16 protein-coding genes are annotated in these 18,001 nt (G+C 37.3%); 10 read left to right on the top strand and 6 right to left on the bottom strand.

Annotated elements, in window-relative coordinates; genetic code table 11:
- The first annotated feature begins 2 nt into the window (after positions 1-2).
- The 3 genes from clpA to AWW73_RS04560 all read left to right on the top strand — a co-directional run bounded on the left by clpA (position 3) and on the right by AWW73_RS04560 (position 4,126).
- Positions 3-2,279 carry an ATP-dependent Clp protease ATP-binding subunit ClpA gene (gene clpA, locus AWW73_RS04570; protein ID WP_031948515.1) on the top strand — a complete coding sequence of 759 codons (2,277 nt, stop codon included), beginning with the start codon at positions 3-5 and terminating at the stop codon, positions 2,277-2,279.
- A gap of 3 nt (positions 2,280-2,282) precedes the next feature.
- Positions 2,283-2,645, top strand: a complete 363-nt coding sequence (locus tag AWW73_RS04565) for a YnfA family protein (RefSeq protein WP_005069026.1) — start codon at positions 2,283-2,285, stop codon at positions 2,643-2,645.
- A gap of 425 nt (positions 2,646-3,070) precedes the next feature.
- Positions 3,071-4,126, top strand: coding sequence for a 3-deoxy-7-phosphoheptulonate synthase (locus tag AWW73_RS04560; protein ID WP_062848886.1), 1,056 nt, complete (start codon positions 3,071-3,073; stop codon positions 4,124-4,126).
- Between the two features lie 47 nt (positions 4,127-4,173).
- Here the strand turns inward: AWW73_RS04560 and AWW73_RS04555 are convergent, their stop codons facing one another.
- Positions 4,174-5,091, bottom strand: a complete 918-nt coding sequence (locus AWW73_RS04555) for an alpha/beta fold hydrolase (RefSeq protein ID WP_062848885.1) — start codon at positions 5,089-5,091, stop codon at positions 4,174-4,176.
- A gap of 2 nt (positions 5,092-5,093) precedes the next feature.
- Positions 5,094-5,654 carry a PadR family transcriptional regulator gene (locus AWW73_RS04550; RefSeq protein WP_062848898.1) on the bottom strand — a complete coding sequence of 187 codons (561 nt, stop codon included), beginning with the start codon at positions 5,652-5,654 and terminating at the stop codon, positions 5,094-5,096.
- A 135-nt stretch (positions 5,655-5,789) separates the two neighbouring features.
- Between AWW73_RS04550 and AWW73_RS04545 the strand changes: the two genes are divergently transcribed.
- The 4 genes from AWW73_RS04545 (at position 5,790) to AWW73_RS04530 (ending at position 10,162) form a co-directional block, all read left to right on the top strand.
- On the top strand, positions 5,790-7,814 hold the full coding sequence (locus AWW73_RS04545; RefSeq protein WP_062848897.1) for an NADPH-dependent 2,4-dienoyl-CoA reductase: 2,025 nt from the start codon (positions 5,790-5,792) through the stop codon (positions 7,812-7,814).
- Positions 7,815-7,885: 71 nt separating this feature from the next.
- Positions 7,886-8,293: a nuclear transport factor 2 family protein gene (locus AWW73_RS04540; protein ID WP_062848884.1), complete on the top strand. Its 408-nt coding sequence runs from the start codon at positions 7,886-7,888 to the stop codon at positions 8,291-8,293.
- Between the two features lie 38 nt (positions 8,294-8,331).
- The gene (locus tag AWW73_RS04535; RefSeq protein WP_062848883.1) at positions 8,332-9,048 is read left to right on the top strand and encodes an SGNH/GDSL hydrolase family protein; all 717 of its coding nucleotides are present in this window, start codon (positions 8,332-8,334) and stop codon (positions 9,046-9,048) included.
- A gap of 19 nt (positions 9,049-9,067) precedes the next feature.
- Positions 9,068-10,162, top strand: a complete 1,095-nt coding sequence (locus tag AWW73_RS04530; protein ID WP_031948511.1) for a YheT family hydrolase — start codon at positions 9,068-9,070, stop codon at positions 10,160-10,162.
- Between the two features lie 63 nt (positions 10,163-10,225).
- Here AWW73_RS04530 and AWW73_RS04525 read toward each other — a convergent pair whose 3' ends face one another.
- Both AWW73_RS04525 and AWW73_RS04520 read right to left on the bottom strand, forming a co-directional pair.
- Complete coding sequence (locus AWW73_RS04525) at positions 10,226-11,071, bottom strand: metal-dependent hydrolase (protein ID WP_031948509.1); 846 nt, start codon at positions 11,069-11,071, stop codon at positions 10,226-10,228.
- A 242-nt stretch (positions 11,072-11,313) separates the two neighbouring features.
- Positions 11,314-11,769, bottom strand: coding sequence for a hypothetical protein (locus AWW73_RS04520; RefSeq protein ID WP_057106402.1), 456 nt, complete (start codon positions 11,767-11,769; stop codon positions 11,314-11,316).
- Positions 11,770-11,992: 223 nt separating this feature from the next.
- On the opposite strand from AWW73_RS04520, the gene AWW73_RS04515 reads away from it, so the two are divergent.
- From AWW73_RS04515 to eno, 3 genes are all read left to right on the top strand, one after another.
- Entirely contained in the window at positions 11,993-13,630 is a 1,638-nt protein-coding gene (locus tag AWW73_RS04515) for a CTP synthase (RefSeq protein WP_002121060.1), read from the top strand.
- A gap of 30 nt (positions 13,631-13,660) precedes the next feature.
- Positions 13,661-14,518 (top strand): 3-deoxy-8-phosphooctulonate synthase, encoded by an 858-nt coding sequence (gene kdsA, locus AWW73_RS04510; RefSeq protein ID WP_057106403.1) that lies wholly within the window; start codon positions 13,661-13,663, stop codon positions 14,516-14,518.
- A gap of 63 nt (positions 14,519-14,581) precedes the next feature.
- The gene (gene eno, locus AWW73_RS04505) at positions 14,582-15,871 is read left to right on the top strand and encodes a phosphopyruvate hydratase (RefSeq protein ID WP_016145494.1); all 1,290 of its coding nucleotides are present in this window, start codon (positions 14,582-14,584) and stop codon (positions 15,869-15,871) included.
- 82 nt (positions 15,872-15,953) lie between these two features.
- Here the strand turns inward: eno and AWW73_RS04500 are convergent, their stop codons facing one another.
- Positions 15,954-16,631 carry a DUF421 domain-containing protein gene (locus tag AWW73_RS04500; protein WP_016145493.1) on the bottom strand — a complete coding sequence of 226 codons (678 nt, stop codon included), beginning with the start codon at positions 16,629-16,631 and terminating at the stop codon, positions 15,954-15,956.
- A 340-nt stretch (positions 16,632-16,971) separates the two neighbouring features.
- Positions 16,972-17,652, bottom strand: a complete 681-nt coding sequence (locus tag AWW73_RS04495; RefSeq protein ID WP_016145492.1) for a hypothetical protein — start codon at positions 17,650-17,652, stop codon at positions 16,972-16,974.
- Positions 17,653-18,001: the final 349 nt, after the last annotated feature.

The following is an 18,001-nucleotide window of genomic DNA, read 5'->3' as shown; positions in this document are numbered from 1 at the left end:
ACATGCTCAGTCGTCAATTAGAAGTATCATTACGTTTGGCTGTTAGCATGGCTCGTCAAAAGAGACATGAGTTTCTTACAGTCGAACACTTATTATTAGCACTACTCGACAACGATTCGGCCGTGAATGCATTAAAAGCATGCGGGGCTGATATAGTTTCTTTGCGTAAAGAATTAGAAGAATATGTAGAACAACATACTCCTAAGCTTGGCGAAAATAGCGAGCAAGCTCCACATCCTACAGAAAGTTTTGACCGCATTCTGCAACGTGCTATTTTCCACGTGCAATCAAGTGGCGGCGATCGTACTGTTGAAGGTGCGGATGTTTTGGTTGCAATGTATTCAGAGCGTGATTCTTTTGCTGTGTATTTACTTAAACGTCATCAAATTAATCGTTTGACATTAACTCAATACTTGTCTCATGGGACACGTAAAGACGAAGTGCAAGTTGAAGAAGAAGTTGAAGATATTGAAGGTGAAACTAGCACAGGTAATGCAGGACCATTAGAACTTTATACGTTAAACCTAAACGTTGAAGCGCAAAAAGGCAAAACTGATCCACTGATTGGTCGTGAAAAAGAAATTGAGCGTACAGCACAAATTCTATGCCGCCGTCGTAAAAATAACCCATTACTTGTGGGTGATCCCGGCGTTGGTAAAACCTCGATTGCTGAAGGTTTAGCATGGTTAATTGTGAATGGTAAGGCGCCTAAACCTTTAAGTCAGGCTGAAATTTATAGTCTAGACATTGGTGCATTGGTTGCTGGAACCAAATATCGTGGTGACTTTGAAAAACGTTTAAAACAACTGCTTAATGCATTGAAGAAAAATCCAAATGCGATTTTATTCATTGATGAGATTCATATGATCATTGGTGCAGGCTCAAGTATGGGCAGTACAATGGATGCTTCAAATCTCATTAAGCCAGCTTTAGCTAATGGTACTTTACGTTGTATTGGTTCAACGACTTTCCAAGAATATCGTCAGGTTTTTGAAAAAGACCATGCGTTATCACGTCGTTTCCAAAAAATTGATGTCAATGAGCCAAGTATTTCGGAAACGATTGATATTTTACGTGGATTGAAAACTAAGTTTGAAGATTTCCACCACGTACAATATGACGATAAGGCTTTGGTATCAGCTGTAGAACTTTCTGCTAAGTTCATTAATGATCGCTTCTTGCCAGATAAGGCAATTGATGTGATTGATGAAGCAGGTGCTCAACGTCGTTTGAAAGCTGAAAGCGATGATAGCTTGATTACCGTAGAGAATATCGAAGACATCGTTTCTAAGATTGCTCGTATTCCACCAAAAACTGTGTCTAAAGATGATAAGTCAGTGCTTGAAAATCTTGAGCGTGACTTGAAACGTGTGGTGTTTGGTCAAGACGAAGCAATTACTGCATTAGGTTCAGCGATCAAGTTATCTCGTGCTGGATTAAAATCACCAGATAAACCAGTAGGTAGTTTTGTTTTTGCTGGCCCAACTGGTGTTGGTAAAACTGAGGTTACTAAGCAGTTGGCGAAATTATTGGGTGTAGAGCTTGTACGTTTCGATATGTCTGAATATATGGAACGTCATGCAGTTTCACGCTTAATTGGTGCACCTCCAGGGTATGTGGGTTATGACCAAGGTGGTTTGCTTACTGATGCGATTCATAAAAATCCGCATTGTGTCTTGTTGCTTGATGAAATTGAGAAAGCACATCCAGATGTGTTTAATCTATTGCTACAAATCATGGATCATGGTGCGTTGACGGATAACAATGGACGTAAGTCAGACTTTAGAAATGTGATTATTGTTTTGACTACGAATATTGGCGCGGAAAGTATTTCTCGCGCGAGCATTGGTTTCACGGAACAAGATCATAGTTCTGATAACCAAGAGGCGATGAAACGTGCTTTCTCTCCAGAGTTCCGTAACCGTCTAGATGGCGTTATTCAATTCAAAGCATTACCAACTACTGTGATTGAGTCTGTAGTCGACAAATTCTTGACAGAACTACAAGCGCAATTGGATGAAAAACAAGTTGTTCTTGATGTCGATCAAAGTGCACGAGATTGGTTAGCAACAAATGGTTATGATCGTTTGATGGGTGCCCGTCCAATGCAACGTCTCATTCAAGAACATTTGAAAAAACCACTCGCTGAAATGATTCTGTTTGGTGAACTTGCAGATCATGGTGGTAATGTGGCCGTATCAGTGAAAAAAGAAGATGGTAAAGCTGTCGGCTTGAAACTTGAAGTTTTTGAAGATCATCATACGGCAGAACCAGCATAACTTATGTTAATTGATAGTCTTGCTATAACCCGAATACTCAGTGTATTCGGGTTATTTATTATCACAGCAATTGCTGAAATTCTGGGCTGTTATTTTCCTTATCTGATTTTAAAAGAGGGTAAGTCGGCTTGGCTGTGGCTACCTACGGTCTTAAGTCTGGCTATCTTTGTATGGTTGTTGACTTTACATCCGGCAGCTTCTGGGCGCATTTATGCGGCCTATGGCGGTATCTATATTTTTACTGCGCTTATGTGGCTACGCTTTGTTGATCAGGTGGGATTAACAAGATGGGATATATTAGGTGGTCTAATTGTGCTTTGTGGAGCTGGTTTAATTATTTTGCAACCTCAAGGGTTGATTCGTTAATGCATCATTGAATCAAATCTTAAGCGAGAAAATAAGAAGTTTTTTTCAAAAAAAAGACTTGTCAAACTCATCAACAATGCGTATTTTAGATTTAAGGAACATTTTTTAATATTTGAGATAAAGATGTTAAATCAATCTGTGAACACTAACGCTTACTATTACTTTTGGCAATTTATATAGTTGCCTGAGCGTATTCGGGCATGAGAAAGTTGCCCATCACAGTTAATACCTGATCGGCAACCCCGATCAGGTTTTTTTATGCTTTATCTTTTTAGAATCGAGGAACTTAAAATGAACAACATGACTTATTCGTACTTTAGCAACTTTTATTGGTTTTACTTTTGCTTACCTTTACCAACGAATAGATCCAAAACGCTCAAATAAATGATCGGACTGATTAGATTGCAGTCCAAAGGAAAAAACCAATGAATGCCCTAAATACTTTACTGACTCAAACTAATACAAAAGAAACACCAGTTAGTTTACCTATCCAGTTAAAAGCGAAATATCCGCTTGCACACACTTTTGCACGTCAAATTGCCGAACATCGCCAAATTATTCAAAATATTCTTAATGGCAAAGATCATCGTCTAATGGTAATTACAGGGCCTTGTTCAATTCATGATCCAGTTGCAGTAATTGAATACGCTGAAAAACTGCAAAAATTACAAGAAAAAGTTAAAGATCAGATTTTTATCGTGATGCGTACATACATTGAAAAACCACGTACAACAGTGGGCTGGAAGGGCTTCATGTATGATCCAAATTTAGATGGTTCATCAAATTTACAACTTGGTTTAGAAAAGTCTCGTGAACTCTACCTACAGATTATTGAAAAAGGTTTGCCAATTGCCAGTGAAATTTTAAGTCCAATGGCAACTGGCTATTTTGATGATTTATTGGCTTGGGGTGCAATTGGTGCTCGCACAAGCGAATCTCAGATTCACCGTGAAATCTCAAGTCATATGCCATACAGTATTGGTTTCAAGAATGGTACTGATGGTTCTATTCAGATTGCACTAGATGCGATTCAATCCGCGCAGAATGAACATCAATTTTTAGGAATGAATCAACAAGGCTTGCCTTCAGTGATTCAGAGTGCTGGGAATCCATTACCGCACTTGATCTTGCGTGGTGCAAATCATGGACCAAATTACGATTTGGCTTCAATTCAGGCGATTCGCGAAAAATATAAACAAAATCTACCTGCTCTGGTGATTGATTGTAGTCATGGTAATAGTGGTAAAGATCCATTGCGTCAGCCGGAAGTTTTACAGCAAATCGTTGCTGAACGTTTAAAAACACAAGTTCGAGGTGTCATGATTGAAAGTCATTTGGTTGATGGTAACCAAAAGATTTCTTGTGATATGACTTATGGCCAGTCAGTAACTGATGGTTGTTTAGGGTGGGAAAAAACAGAACAACTTTTGTTAAATGTTTTGGAGCAATTAAAAGCGAAAGAGTTAGCTCATTCAGCTTAATTATTTTTAGATTTTAAAAAGGGATCAGTAAATAGATCCCTTTATTTTTAAGAAGCATGTTTGAGTTCGGATAAGAATGTATTGATTTCATGTCCAAACTTTTTTGGCTCGGTTAATAAAGGTGTATGGCCTGAGCGTTCAAAATATATTGCTTTTGCATGTTCAACACTATGTGCAATCAGTGTCTGCCCAGTTTCTGGATAAAGTGTCGAATTGCGACCAATAAAGAAAGTGGTTGGACATGCTAACTGCTGAATCGCTTCGCGATAATCTTCATTGTGATAAAGATAGTTTTCAACATACCAAAACAAGTAATCCAAACGTTGAATAGGTAATAAATATTTTTGTAGAAACGGTTGCTTTAAGGCAGTTTTAAAAACTAGAGGGCTAAATGGGTTACTACTTTGTAACTCAATAAAATCTACCCAAAGACGAACGAGTTCTTGTCGATCTGGAAGCGATAGCTCATAAAGATATTTGGCGTTTTTATGCTTTAATAATAATTGATAAATATCATTTAGCAGTTGTTTGAATTGGGTGTGAAGAGTGCCGAATAAACCATATTCCCAAGTCGAATCTACTGATATTTTTGGTGTCTGATCAATATGTAAATAGGCTTTTAACTGCTGTGCCAGTTGAGCATGTTTCATACCATGCATAGCAGTTGTCGCACCCATTGAATAGCCCATCAAGATAAAGTTATCGAGTTTTAATTGATCTATTAAATGAGCAACATCTTGCCAGTGACTAGAAATAGCGTCTTGTTCGGGAATTGCACAATTTTTTGAACCACCGAAACCGCGCCAGTCTGGAATAATAAATTCATATTCTTTGCGGTTTGCATAAATAAACGGTAGCCACTGCCAACTTTGCATGCCAAGACCAGATAAAACCAAAACAGGCTCACCACGACCAACACGGCGTACAAATAAATTTTCCTGATCGGGCATGGTGTAATACGGCATGGCTATTCTCCAGATGGGTTATCTTGGGTAAAGCGTTTTAATTGAGGGATGACTTGTTCCAACCATTTGATCCATTCACTTTCCATCGTAATTCCAAGTTCTAAGATCATTTTGTGAATGTATAACACACGGTCATTTAGATCATCACTGTCTTTAAAATCTTTATCATAAATACTTTGATAAAGATTTAGCTTTTCTTGATGTAAACCAAGATGCCTTAACAGTTCAGGTAATATCTGATTATTGCTCAATTGTGCTTCTGCACGCAATCTAACCATTAAATCATCACGAAGCTGCGCAGGTTCACTTTGTTGAGTCATCCATGAAGCCAGTTCGATACGTCCCAGTTGTTCGACCTGATAGGTTTTTTTACGGCCATTATCCATTTCATTTTCTAAAGTGGAAACCCAGCCTTTTTTAAGCATGTTATTGAGTTCACGATAAATTTGCTGGTGAGTGGCATTCCAGAAAAAGCCCATTGAGCGGTCAAAGCGGCGGGCAAGTTCAAACCCTGTACTTGGACGTTCAAGCAAGCTGGTCAATAAAACATGAGGAAGTGACATGGCAATCCAGTTTGTAAGCAAAAGTAAAGTGTGACTCATGAGATTATGCAACATGTTGCATAAAAGTCAAAATTTGATTATAAATTTATGCAACAAGTTGCATTAGCAAGCTTATTGCTAGCCATAGGAGAAAATATGTCAGCTTATCCACATTTATTAAAGCCACTTGATTTAGGCTTTACTACTTTAAAAAATCGTGTGCTTATGGGGTCGATGCACATTGGATTAGAAGAAGCACCGCAAGGATATGAGCGCATGGCTGCGTTTTATGCTGAGCGTGCGAAAGGTGATGTGGGGTTAATTGTAACTGGCGGTGTTTCTCCAAATGATGATGGTGTTGTATTTAGCCACGGGACCAAACTAGATACAGTTGAAGAAGCTGAAAAACATAAAGTGATTACCCAAGCTGTCCATGAAGCTGGGGGTAAAATTGCTATGCAGATTTTACATACGGGTCGTTATTCTTATCAGGCAAATAACGTTGCACCTTCAGCAATTCAAGCACCGATTAACCCGATTAAGCCTAAAGCTTTAAGTTCTGCCGAAGTGCAACAAACCATTGATGACTTTGCTAACTGCGCCAAACTTGCTCAGTATGCGGGCTATGATGGCGTAGAAATCATGGGCTCTGAAGGTTATTTAATTAATGAGTTTATTGCAGCGCGTACGAATCATCGTGATGATGAATGGGGTGGTAGTTACGAAAATCGTATCCGCTTTCCAATTGAAATTGTAAAGCGCACACGGGCTTTAGTTGGTGAAAATTTTATCATCATTTATCGTCTGTCGATGCTTGATTTAGTTGAAGGTGGTTCAAGTTTTGATGAAGTGATTCAGCTTGCAAAAGAAATTGAAAAAGCAGGTGCAACAATTATCAATACAGGTATTGGCTGGCATGAGGCACGTATTCCTACAATCGCAACCAAAGTTCCTCGTGCTGCATTTACTTGGGTGACTGAAAAACTTAAAGGTGAAGTTTCTATTCCTTTAATTACTTCTAACCGAATTAATACGCCTGAAATGGCTGAACATGTATTGGCATCTGGTCATGCTGATATGGTGTCTATGGCACGCCCAATGTTAGCGGATGCTGAATTTGTCTTGAAAGCAAGTGAAGGTCGTAGTGATGAAATTAATACTTGTATTGGATGTAACCAAGCTTGTTTAGATCATATTTTCTCAATGAAAATTGCAACTTGTTTAGTCAATCCTCGTGCGTGTTATGAAACTGAGCTGATTTTTAAAGAAGCTCAGGTTAAAAAGAATATCGCTGTGATTGGCGCGGGTCCAGCAGGGCTGAGTTTTGCAGTATATGCAGCCGATCGCGGGCATCAAGTTAAAGTGTTTGAGGCAAGTCATCAAATTGGTGGCCAATTTAATATTGCAAAAACAGTTCCTGGTAAAGAAGAGTTTTACGAAACATTACGCTACTTTAGCCGTCAAATTGAATTGCGACCAAACATTGAACTTGTATTAAATCATCAAGCGACTTACGAAGAATTAAGCCAAGCAAATTTTGATGAAATTGTGGTTGCAACAGGTGTAACACCTCGTCAATTGCAGTTTGAGGGAATTGATCATCCTAAAGTGCTGAGCTATTTACAAGTTCTAAAAGAGCGTGTGCCAGTAGGACAACGTGTTGCCATTATTGGTGCAGGTGGTATTGGTTTCGACACAGCTGAATATCTTACTCACGAAGGTGAAAGTGGCAGTTTAAATCCAGAAAAGTTCTATGAAGAGTGGGGAATCGATACTCAATATGAACATGTGGGTGGCTTAAAGCAGCCAAAAGTTGAGGCATCTGAACGAGAAATTTATTTATTGCAACGTAAAACTGCTGCTGTAGGCGCTGGTTTAGGTAAAACAACAGGCTGGATTCATCGCACAGGACTAAAAAATCGTCAGGTCAAAATGTTTGCAGGTGTGCAATACGACAAGGTAGATGATCAAGGTTTACATATAACGATAGACGGGCAACCAAGTGTACTTGAGGTTGACCATGTTGTGATTTGCGCAGGCCAAGAGTCATTTACTGCAATGTATGATCAACTAAAAACAGATGGAAAAAATGTTCATTTAATTGGTGGCGCTAAAGAGGCAGGTGAACTAGATGCAAAACGTGCAATACGCCAAGGCGCTGAATTAGCAGCGATACTATAAATTTTTATGGGCATTTCTTTTAAACAGAAATGTCCATTACTTTTTTGGTTAAATTATAGGATATAAAAACAATGACAGTCGAAACAACAAAGCAGTCTTTAGAAAAATGGCATGAAATGGTTCAGGCTGGGAACTTGTCTGATCTAAATGACTTGCTGGCGGATGAGGTGGTTTTTCGCTCACCAGTTGCTTACAAACCTTATGAAGGAAAGCAGGTTGTTTTCTTCATTCTTACCAATGTGATTCAGGTGTTCGAAAACTTTACCTATCATCGTGAGTTCTATACAGAAGACGGTGAAAATGTAGTGCTTGAATTCAGTGCCAATGTTAGTGGCAAATCATTAAAAGGTATCGATATGATTCGTTTTAATAAACAAGGCAAAATTGTTGATTTTGAAGTAATGATTCGTCCAATGAGTGGCTTAGCTGCGCTGGCTGAACAAATGGGTATAAGAATTGCTAAGTTTCAACCACAATAATTTTAGTAAATAGCCTAAGTAAGATAGAGATCAATAAAATGTGGTTAAAGCTTTCAACTCTAGCATTGCTCCCTATACTGTTTATACAGGGAACAAAAGTTCGTAAGAATACACCACGCTTGCTAGAAGCCAGTGGCGAAAGAGAAGGCATCGTTGGCAAGGGAAGACCTCTATCATTACTTATTTTAGGAGACTCTGCCGCAGCTGGTGTGGGGGTAGAAACTCAAAAAGATGCTTTATCTGGTGCAATTATTTCTGAGTTGCAAGATCAATATTCGATAAGCTGGAAACTGCATGCAAAAACAGGTGATACAACTAAGCAAGTTTTTCAAGCAGTACAGCATTTAGAGCAACAAAATTACGATGTCGTAGTTACGTCGATTGGTGTTAATGATGTAACAAAACTAACCTCAGCAAGTTCATGGATAAAACAGCAAAAACAATTATTTCAATATATACAGGCACATTTTAAGCCTAAGCTCATTATTGTTTCTGGTGTTCCACCAATGCAGCATTTTCCAGCTTTACCAAATCCATTGGCTTGGTTGTTTGGAAAATATGCGGAACAAATGAATCACACACTAAATAAATGGTTAGAATCCCAAAACCAATTTATATTCATTCAATATGATATTGAGCATTTTCGGGCAATGAATTTGCCTATGGCAAGTGATGGCTTTCATCCGAGTAAAGAAATTTATGCAATTTGGGGACAGCAGGTTGCAGCATTAGTGCGGCAATCATTTAACTCATAATCAGAGGTAGTGATTGGAAATGGGCATATCTACTTTAAATAAAATTAAAGCTTTCGGTTCAGAATTGTTCGATTCGGTATTAGGTGCCGAACAGCCAAAAATCTATTATGACCCAAATGGGAAAATAAAAGATATTCTCGAGAAATTGCCCCAGCTCAAGCAAAAATATCGTCCTACACCATGGTTAAGCAACAATCATGTTCATCTTTTGTATTTTGATATTATTAGAAAAAAAACCATCAAACTTGAATATGATCGTATTGATCAACTCACTATGAAAGATGGCGGCGTAACTGCAATTGCGTGGTATGGCTATCATCTTCCTCCAAATACTCCTACAGTTGTCATTATGCATACTATTACGGGAACACCTGAAAGTATGCGTGAACTTGTAAAAGATATACATCACTATACGGGATGGAGAATCGCACTATGCTTACGCCGTGGGCATGCTGGCTTACCTATGCCTGTACCACAGATTTCTCTTTTTGGGTCAACGAGCGATCTTAAAGAGCAACTTACTCATGTTCAAAACTTGTTTCCAAAGTCAGATTTATACGCCGTAGGTTCCTCTGCGGGAACAGGGTTATTGGTTCGTTATTTGGGTGAGCAAGGCACAGATACACCATTTAAAGCTGCTTTTGCAATGTGTCCAGGCTATAACACGGAGATTGGCTTTAAAAATGTGCATCCGTTTTATAGCAAAATGATGACTAAAAAGTTATTTAAATATTTTATTCATCCTTATCAAAATACATGGAATCAACTTTCTTCTATAGAAAAAGTTCTAGCGACGACAAGTCTGGAAGAGTTTGAAAAAGAATATTTTGAAATGGCTGGCTTTGAGGATTATCAAAGTTATTGCCAAGCCATTAATCCAATTTATGTATTTGAGAATGTCAAAATTCCATTGATGATTCTTAATGCTGAGGATGATCCAGTCTGTTCTATTAAGAATTTGGAACCCTACAAAGAAACAATTCAGCAAATGAGTAATATTGCGGTAATTACTACAAAAAAAGGAAGTCATTGTGGTTTTTACGAAGGTTGGAAAAGTACCTCATGGGCTGCCAAATTAATAGCAAATTATTTTATGGTAGAACATAAGCAATAACGATAACTTTGCAATAAGTTAAATAAAGCCCATTTAACAGATGGGCTTTACCATTTTGTTAGATCAAGATAAAAGCAACGTGGGATCTTTTAGACCAATTTTGATTTTCGTACTAGCAACGAGATCTTTTTCATCAGTTTGGTTGGGGTGAAAATCAAAGCGATAATAATCAAAAAATTTAGGGATCAGTGTTCTATATTGTTTATTCGCAAAACTAAAGAATTTACGCCAAGATTTGAAATTTAGAAGTTGATGATCCCGTTTCATAAGAACAAATTGATAAATTGTTGAGAAGCCCGTAATTAAAATTAAACTTAAAGTGAAGACGGTGATACGTGGGAGATATGCGCTTAGCCCACTTCCATATAAATGTTGATAGAGATCAAAAGCGACAGCTTTGTGTTCGGTTTCTTCAATACTGTGCCATAACCATAAATTACGAATAGTTGAGTCTGTCATTAATTCATTAACAGATTGCATCATGCTAACCACGAGTACTGCTGTGTAATGTTCCAAACCTACTGTTACAAGCAAATTCCACTTTTTACTAAAAACTTTTTCAATACTTTTTAAAACGATACCAGTTACCTTTTCTAAAGATTGAGGATCTAATCCATGTTGCTGTGCACTCACATGAAAAGCATGATGCTCTTTAGAGTGCATTGCTTCTTGGCCAATAAAAGCACTGATTTCTCGATCTAGAATCTCGTTCGATTTTGCTTTTTCACGTAAAGCTCTTACGGAACGAACGAAATATGATTCACCTTCAGGAAATAAAGTGGATAAACCCGTAAAATAATGCGTGAAAGTTGGTTCGTTATTACACCAATAGCGAGGTGTGTTTTCAAAATTGTAGTCCATACGACGGACTGGAAATGAGGCGGGGACGCGATTTGATACAATATTCATTCTAAGCTCCAATCTTCTTTTAATTAAAGTTCCAAAAAGGAACTTGATAAAAAACTACAACGTCATATATCTATCGTCAATGCTTTTTTAGGCAGAAAAAGTAGATTGTCCCTAATTGATATCTAGGGAAACTTTAAAGATAAATAGAAAGAAAAAGTAAAATTTATGATTGAATTGATAATTTGAATAATTTTTAAAAAGCCCAAATTGATGGTTCAATTTGGGCATATGTGCGTACGAAATTAGTTTTTCAGCGCAGGGGTAGCAGCAGCAATGGCAGCGGCAACAGCGTCATCTTCACTTTGAGCTGGTTCAGCTGGCTTAGAAGGTTTTGGCTCTACTTTTGGCTCAGGCTTAGGTTCAGGTTTTGGTTTCGGTTCTACTTTAGGTTGCTCAGAAGCAGTTGTTTGTGAACCTTGATCAGGCTGGGCAGGACGAGTTTCACGGCGAATTTCAGTTGTCGTATTCGCTGTTTCTTCGTGGTGAACTTCAACTTGCGGTGGTTCCTGAGTTTGAGCTTCTTCAGTTTGCACACTTTCTAAAGACTCAAATTTTGCAGGTTCAGCAGGTGTAGGTTCTGAAACAGCAGTTTCAACCTTTTCTTGCTCTTCTTCTTTAGGTGTTTCTTTTTTGACACATGCGGTTAACAATAGTCCAGCAGCAATTGCAGCACAGATTAAAAGTTTTTTATTTGCCATTGTCCTAAACAACATTTAATTGAGGAGCTGGCATTATAACAGCAAAAGAGAATGAAAAAATCATGTGAGATTGACCTAAATTTTTATTAAAAATGCTGATAGAATAGCCAGTTGTTTAATGATCTTTGAATTGATGCGGTTTGACTTTGCTTTATAGGGGCAGAGTACAGTAAAATTGCCAAACATTGTAGGCCGATTTCGGCTTGATTGTACGAGAAACTTAATGACCCATTTTATTTTTGTCACTGGTGGTGTAGTTTCATCGCTAGGTAAAGGTATTTCTGCTGCTTCAGTTGCTGCACTTTTGGAAGCCCGTGGCTTAAAAGTCACAATGGTTAAAATGGATCCCTACATTAATGTCGATCCAGGGACAATGAGCCCTTTCCAACATGGTGAAGTTTTTGTCACAGAGGATGGTGCCGAAACTGATCTAGACTTGGGTTATTACGAACGTTTCTTACGTCGTGCGAAAATGACCAAACTTAATAACTTTACTAGTGGTCGTGTATATCAGGACGTTTTAAATAAAGAACGTCGTGGTGACTACCTTGGTGGTACAGTTCAAGTTATTCCTCATATTACTGACAACATTAAAGAACGCGTACTTCGCGCAGGCGAAGGCTACGATGTTGCTATCGTAGAAATTGGCGGTACGGTAGGTGATATCGAATCACTTCCATTTATGGAGTCAGTTCGTCAGTTAATGGTTGAGCTTGGTCATAAAAGAACCATGCTTATGCATTTAACTTTGTTGCCATATATTAAATCTGCAGCAGAGCTTAAGACAAAACCAACTCAACACTCTGTAAAAGAGTTGCTTTCAATTGGTATTCAGCCAGATATTCTTATCTGTCGTACTGAATATGATGTGGATGTTGATACTAAACGCAAAATTGCATTGTTCACTAACGTAGAAGCACGTGCTGTAGTGGTATGTAAAGATGCGAAAACGATTTATCAAATTCCACGTACATTCTATGAACAAAACGTTGATGACTTGATCTGTGAGCGTTTTGGATTTAATGATCTTCCAGAAGCAAATCTAGAAGATTGGGACAATGTCGTCGAAGCATTACTAAATCCTGAATATACTTTACGTGTAGCTATGGTTGGTAAGTATGTTGAATTACCAGATGCTTATAAGTCTGTAAATGAAGCATTGCTACATGCAGGTATTAAAAATCGCGTAAAAGTACAAATTGATTATGTCAACGCTGAAGAACTTGAAAGCCAAGACGTATCTATTTTAAGTACAGCTGACGCAATTTTAGTTCCAGGCGGTTTCGGTGAACGTGGTACTGAAGGCAAAATGAAAGCTATTCAATACGCACGTGAAAACAAAATCCCATTCTTGGGTATTTGTTTAGGCATGCAATTGGCTGTTATTGAATACGCTCGCCATGTCGCAGGTATGCCAGAAGCTTCTTCTACAGAATTTAATCGTTCTACAAAATATCCACTCATTGGTTTAATTACCGAATGGTTAGATGAGCGCGGTGAATTACAACAACGCAGCCTTGAGTCTGACTTAGGTGGAACTATGCGTTTAGGTGCTCAGAAATCTGAATTGGTTGAAGGCACAAAAACACGTGAAGTCTACGGTAAAGCTGAAATTACAGAGCGTCATCGTCACCGTTATGAAATGAATAACCGTTTCATCGAGTCGATTGAACAAGCTGGTATGAAGATTTCAGGTTACTCTTCAGCACAACATTTAGTTGAAACTGTAGAAATTCCTGAACATCCTTGGTTTATTGCTGTACAATTCCACCCGGAATTTACAAGTTCACCACGTGATGGACATCCATTATTTGCTAGTTTTATTGACGCTGCAAAAACACAGCATCAAAAAAGTAAATAATGCGATTTTAAATAAACTGGGAAAGTTTAAATGTCACAATTAAAACCACAAGAAGTTGTACGTTTAGGCGATATACAAATGGCAAATCATTTGCCATTTGTATTATTTGGCGGAATGAACGTACTTGAATCAAAAGATTTAGCTTTTGAAATTGCAGAAACTTATGTTGATATTTGCAAACGCTTAGATATCCCTTATGTATTTAAAGCGAGTTTCGATAAAGCAAATCGTTCGAGTCTTCATTCATTCCGTGGTCCTGGACTTGAAAAAGGTATCGAATGGTTAGGTGATATTAAAAAGCATTTTAATGTTCCTATCATTACTGATGTGCATGAGCCATATCAAGCTGCACCTGTTGCAGAAGTAGCCGATATTATTCAATTACCCGCTTTCTTAAGTCGTCAGACTGATCTCGTTGAGGCGATGGCGAAAACACAGGCTATTATTAATATTAAGAAAGCCCAGTTTTTAGCACCCCATGAAATGCGTCATATCCTGCATAAATGTTTAGAAGCAGGAAACGACAAACTTATTCTTTGTGAACGTGGTTCAGCATTTGGTTATAACAATCTTGTTGTAGATATGCTTGGCTTTGACATCATGAAAGAAATGAATGTGCCAGTTTTCTTTGACGTGACACATGCGTTGCAAACCCCTGGTGGTCGTGCTGACTCAGCAGGTGGTCGTCGTGCTCAAATTACAACTTTAGCACGCGCTGGAATGGCAACTGGCTTGGCTGGATTGTTTTTGGAAGCTCATCCAGACCCAGAACATGCAAAATGCGATGGACCTTGTGCATTACGCATGTCGCAGCTAGAACCGTTCTTGGCACAAATAAAAGAATTGGATACTTTAGTTAAAGGATTCAAAAAGTTAGACACTCATTGAGTTGTTTTATAACCCTTACGCTGCTTTAACCGCAGCTCATATTCATTCAAAGAGGAATTGTTCATGAGCCAAATCGTTGACATTCGTGCACGTGAAATTTTGGACTCTCGTGGTAACCCAACCATCGAAGCAGACGTAATTTTAGAATCTGGGGTTGTTGGTCGTGCATGTGCACCATCTGGTGCTTCAACTGGTTCTCGTGAAGCTTTAGAACTACGTGACGGTGATAAATCACGTTACTTAGGTAAAGGCGTTCGTACAGCAGTTAACAACGTTAATACGTTGATTCGTGATGCTTTGTTGGGTAAATCAGTTTTTGAGCAAAAAGACATTGATAATACAATGATCGCGCTTGATGGTACTGAAAACAAAGAGAAATTAGGTGCTAATGCAACTTTAGCTGTATCATTGGCTGCTGCGCGCGCTGCTGCTGAAGAAAAGAAACTTCCTCTTTTCCAATACATTGCAGATCTTCGTGGTCAAACAATTTTGACAATGCCTGTACCGATGATGAACATCTTAAATGGTGGTGAGCATGCGGACAACACTGTTGATATTCAAGAGTTCATGATCGAGCCTGTAGGCTTCACTTCATTTGCTGAAGCTTTACGCGCTGGTGCTGAAGTATTCCATTCTTTAAAATCAGTTTTAAAGAAACAAGGTTTGAATACTGCTGTAGGTGATGAGGGTGGTTTTGCTCCTAACTTACGTTCTAACGAAGAAGCAATTCAAATCATTTTACAAGCAATTGAATTGACTGGTTACAAAGCTGGTTCAGACATGATGCTTGCACTTGACTGCGCATCTTCAGAGTTCTACAAAAACGGTCAATACGTTTTAGAAGGCGAAGGCAATCGTGCATTTACAAGCAATCAGTTTGCAGATTACTTAGCTGGTCTTGTAAATCAATATCCAATTATCTCGATCGAAGATGGTCTTGATGAATCTGACTGGGAAGGCTGGAGCTACTTGACTTCAATCCTTGGTGATAAAATCCAATTGGTTGGTGATGACTTGTTCGTAACTAATCCTAAGATTTTACAACGTGGTATTGATGAAAAAGTTGGTAACTCAATCTTAATCAAATACAACCAGATCGGTACTTTAACTGAAACTTTAGATGCGATCTATCTTGCTAAAGCAAATGGTTATTCGACTGTTATTTCTCACCGTTCTGGTGAAACAGAAGATTCTACTATTGCTGATTTGGCAGTAGGTACAGCAGCGGGTCAAATTAAGACTGGTTCACTTTGCCGTTCTGACCGTGTTTCTAAGTACAACCAGTTACTTCGTATTGAAGAATTGACTAAAGCTGCTTACCGCGGTAAAGCTGAGTTTAAAGGTTTAAACTAATCTTTAAATAAAAAGTTAAAATTAATTTTTAACATTTTAGGGTGCTATTTTCTGTTTTTAATAGGAAATAGCACCTTTTTTATTATCCTAATCGGCGTGTTTTCAAAGACTCGGCCCAACTATGATGTTTGCATCGTGTACATTCTTGATCAATTGTATTTAAAATTTTAGTTTCACCACATTTCATGCATGAATAAAAAGTATTAGGTTTAAGTATATCTGCTTTGCGGTAAGCATCAGGGAATAGTGGCAAGCCCCACTTTACATCTTCATCTTCAAAATAAAGCAGACTGAGAATACCATCGGACTCTAACAAAGCAGCTCGCACTTGCCCAAGATGCTCAACATGTTGTTGCCGCATTTCAGAGAAAAACTCATCATGAGAATATGATTGCTTTTGGAAATCTTTATAGACTACAAGACCATCTTTAACAATACAAAGTGCTTTTCCTTCTAGCAAATCTTCAATTTTTTTATGCTTTACCATGCTCCATGTAGCAAATCGATAAAGAAAAAGAATAACAACAAATACGACGAAGGCATGGGCAATAGGTATGTCTTCAGTAAACATAGGGTCGCCGGCGGCTGAACCTAAACATAAAATAATTGCGAGTTCAAAAAGGGAGAGCTGACGCACACCTCGTTTACCAGATAGTCTTAAAAAACTAATAATGATGATGAACATCACGCTACAACGAACTAAAACTTCTAAAACAAAGTTCCAAGTCGTGTCACCTATGAAAATATTAATAAAATCCATTTTTTTCTCCTTATTAAAATAGTTAGAAGAAATCCTTATAAAACTATTAACAGAGTAAAAAATAAAAAAATATAATTTTTAGGTAGTTATTGGTTAAAAACTCGAAATATATGTGACTTTTTATGAGTAAACTTACTATTCATCATGTGATCAAAAGTAGACGTTTCAAAATAAGAGACCAATAAGGGACAGGATTATATGAGATTGTATTCCTAGGATAAGAATGGAAGCATAAACGTTATATTTCGATACGTACTTTCTTGTTATTAAATAAATTAAAATTAATAAAGATACAGGTTATAAATTTGTCTCATAATAAGACTTAAAAATTAAAAATAGTTTAACGACATTGAGAGGTATAAGGGATTGCATCTAAACGTTTTTGAAAAATAGAGGAGTTCATAACGTTTTCATACATTTGTTGATATGTTTTTTTGTGATCTTCAATGTTGTGATAGTCGATAATTTCTTGAAGTCTATCTTTATATTCTATATGGCCTGCATGGAACATTGCTGCATAATGCCCCCATAAAGCATATTGATATCGCAAAGCAGCTTTAGGTATTAAATTTATTTCATTTAAATAACTATTAGCAGTTCTTTCGTAACATGCTTTTATTTCATGAGCATCTTTTTTCATTTTACTTAGAAAAATACATTGCATCTCTTGTAGCTGTGAACTATCTGTTTTAGCTAAAATTTTTTCGGTAACGATATAAGCTTCATTCAGACAACCCAAATGTACAAGTATTTTACGTTTAGTTTTTAAAATGTTTAAGTTGCTATCATGAGATGGCATCTTTTTTAATAAACTTTTTAATCTTATATGAGCAGTAGTTTGGTCTTGTTCAGTGTTTAGTTTATAAATAATATCATTATATTCATATATATAAGTATTAGTCGGTCTATGTTGCTTCTGAATATCCTCCATATTAATTATTTTTGAAGGACTATCATCTGTATGGTTATTACAAGCACTCAAACCTATGCTTACTAAAGAAAATGCTAAAACTTTATGCACTACAAGCCATACCTTTATTCTCTGTTATGAGATTTGAGAAGAATAATAAAATATAAAAGAAAATAGTATTTAGTTTGTTATTTTTGAGTTAATCGTAAGACTGGTGCATAACATTTTATTAGTAAGTTGAATAAACAATAAATTAAAAAATTATCTGATAATCAAACAAGTCTAGAAGCGGTTGAAATATATAAGTATTAGAAAGATTGATAATTCAATCTAAATAAAAAGGAATAATTATTAATATTTTGTTGATAACAATTATCATTCGTGTTAGTTTTTGTGCCGAACTTTTGCTGCTATGTAACAAAGAGCAGAATAGCAAAAGACTAAGGAATCTCGCACAGCA

This window comes from Acinetobacter lactucae (genome assembly GCF_001605885.1).
GTDB classification, from domain to species: domain Bacteria; phylum Pseudomonadota; class Gammaproteobacteria; order Pseudomonadales; family Moraxellaceae; genus Acinetobacter; species Acinetobacter lactucae.
This window is presented reverse-complemented; position numbering and strand designations above follow the sequence as displayed.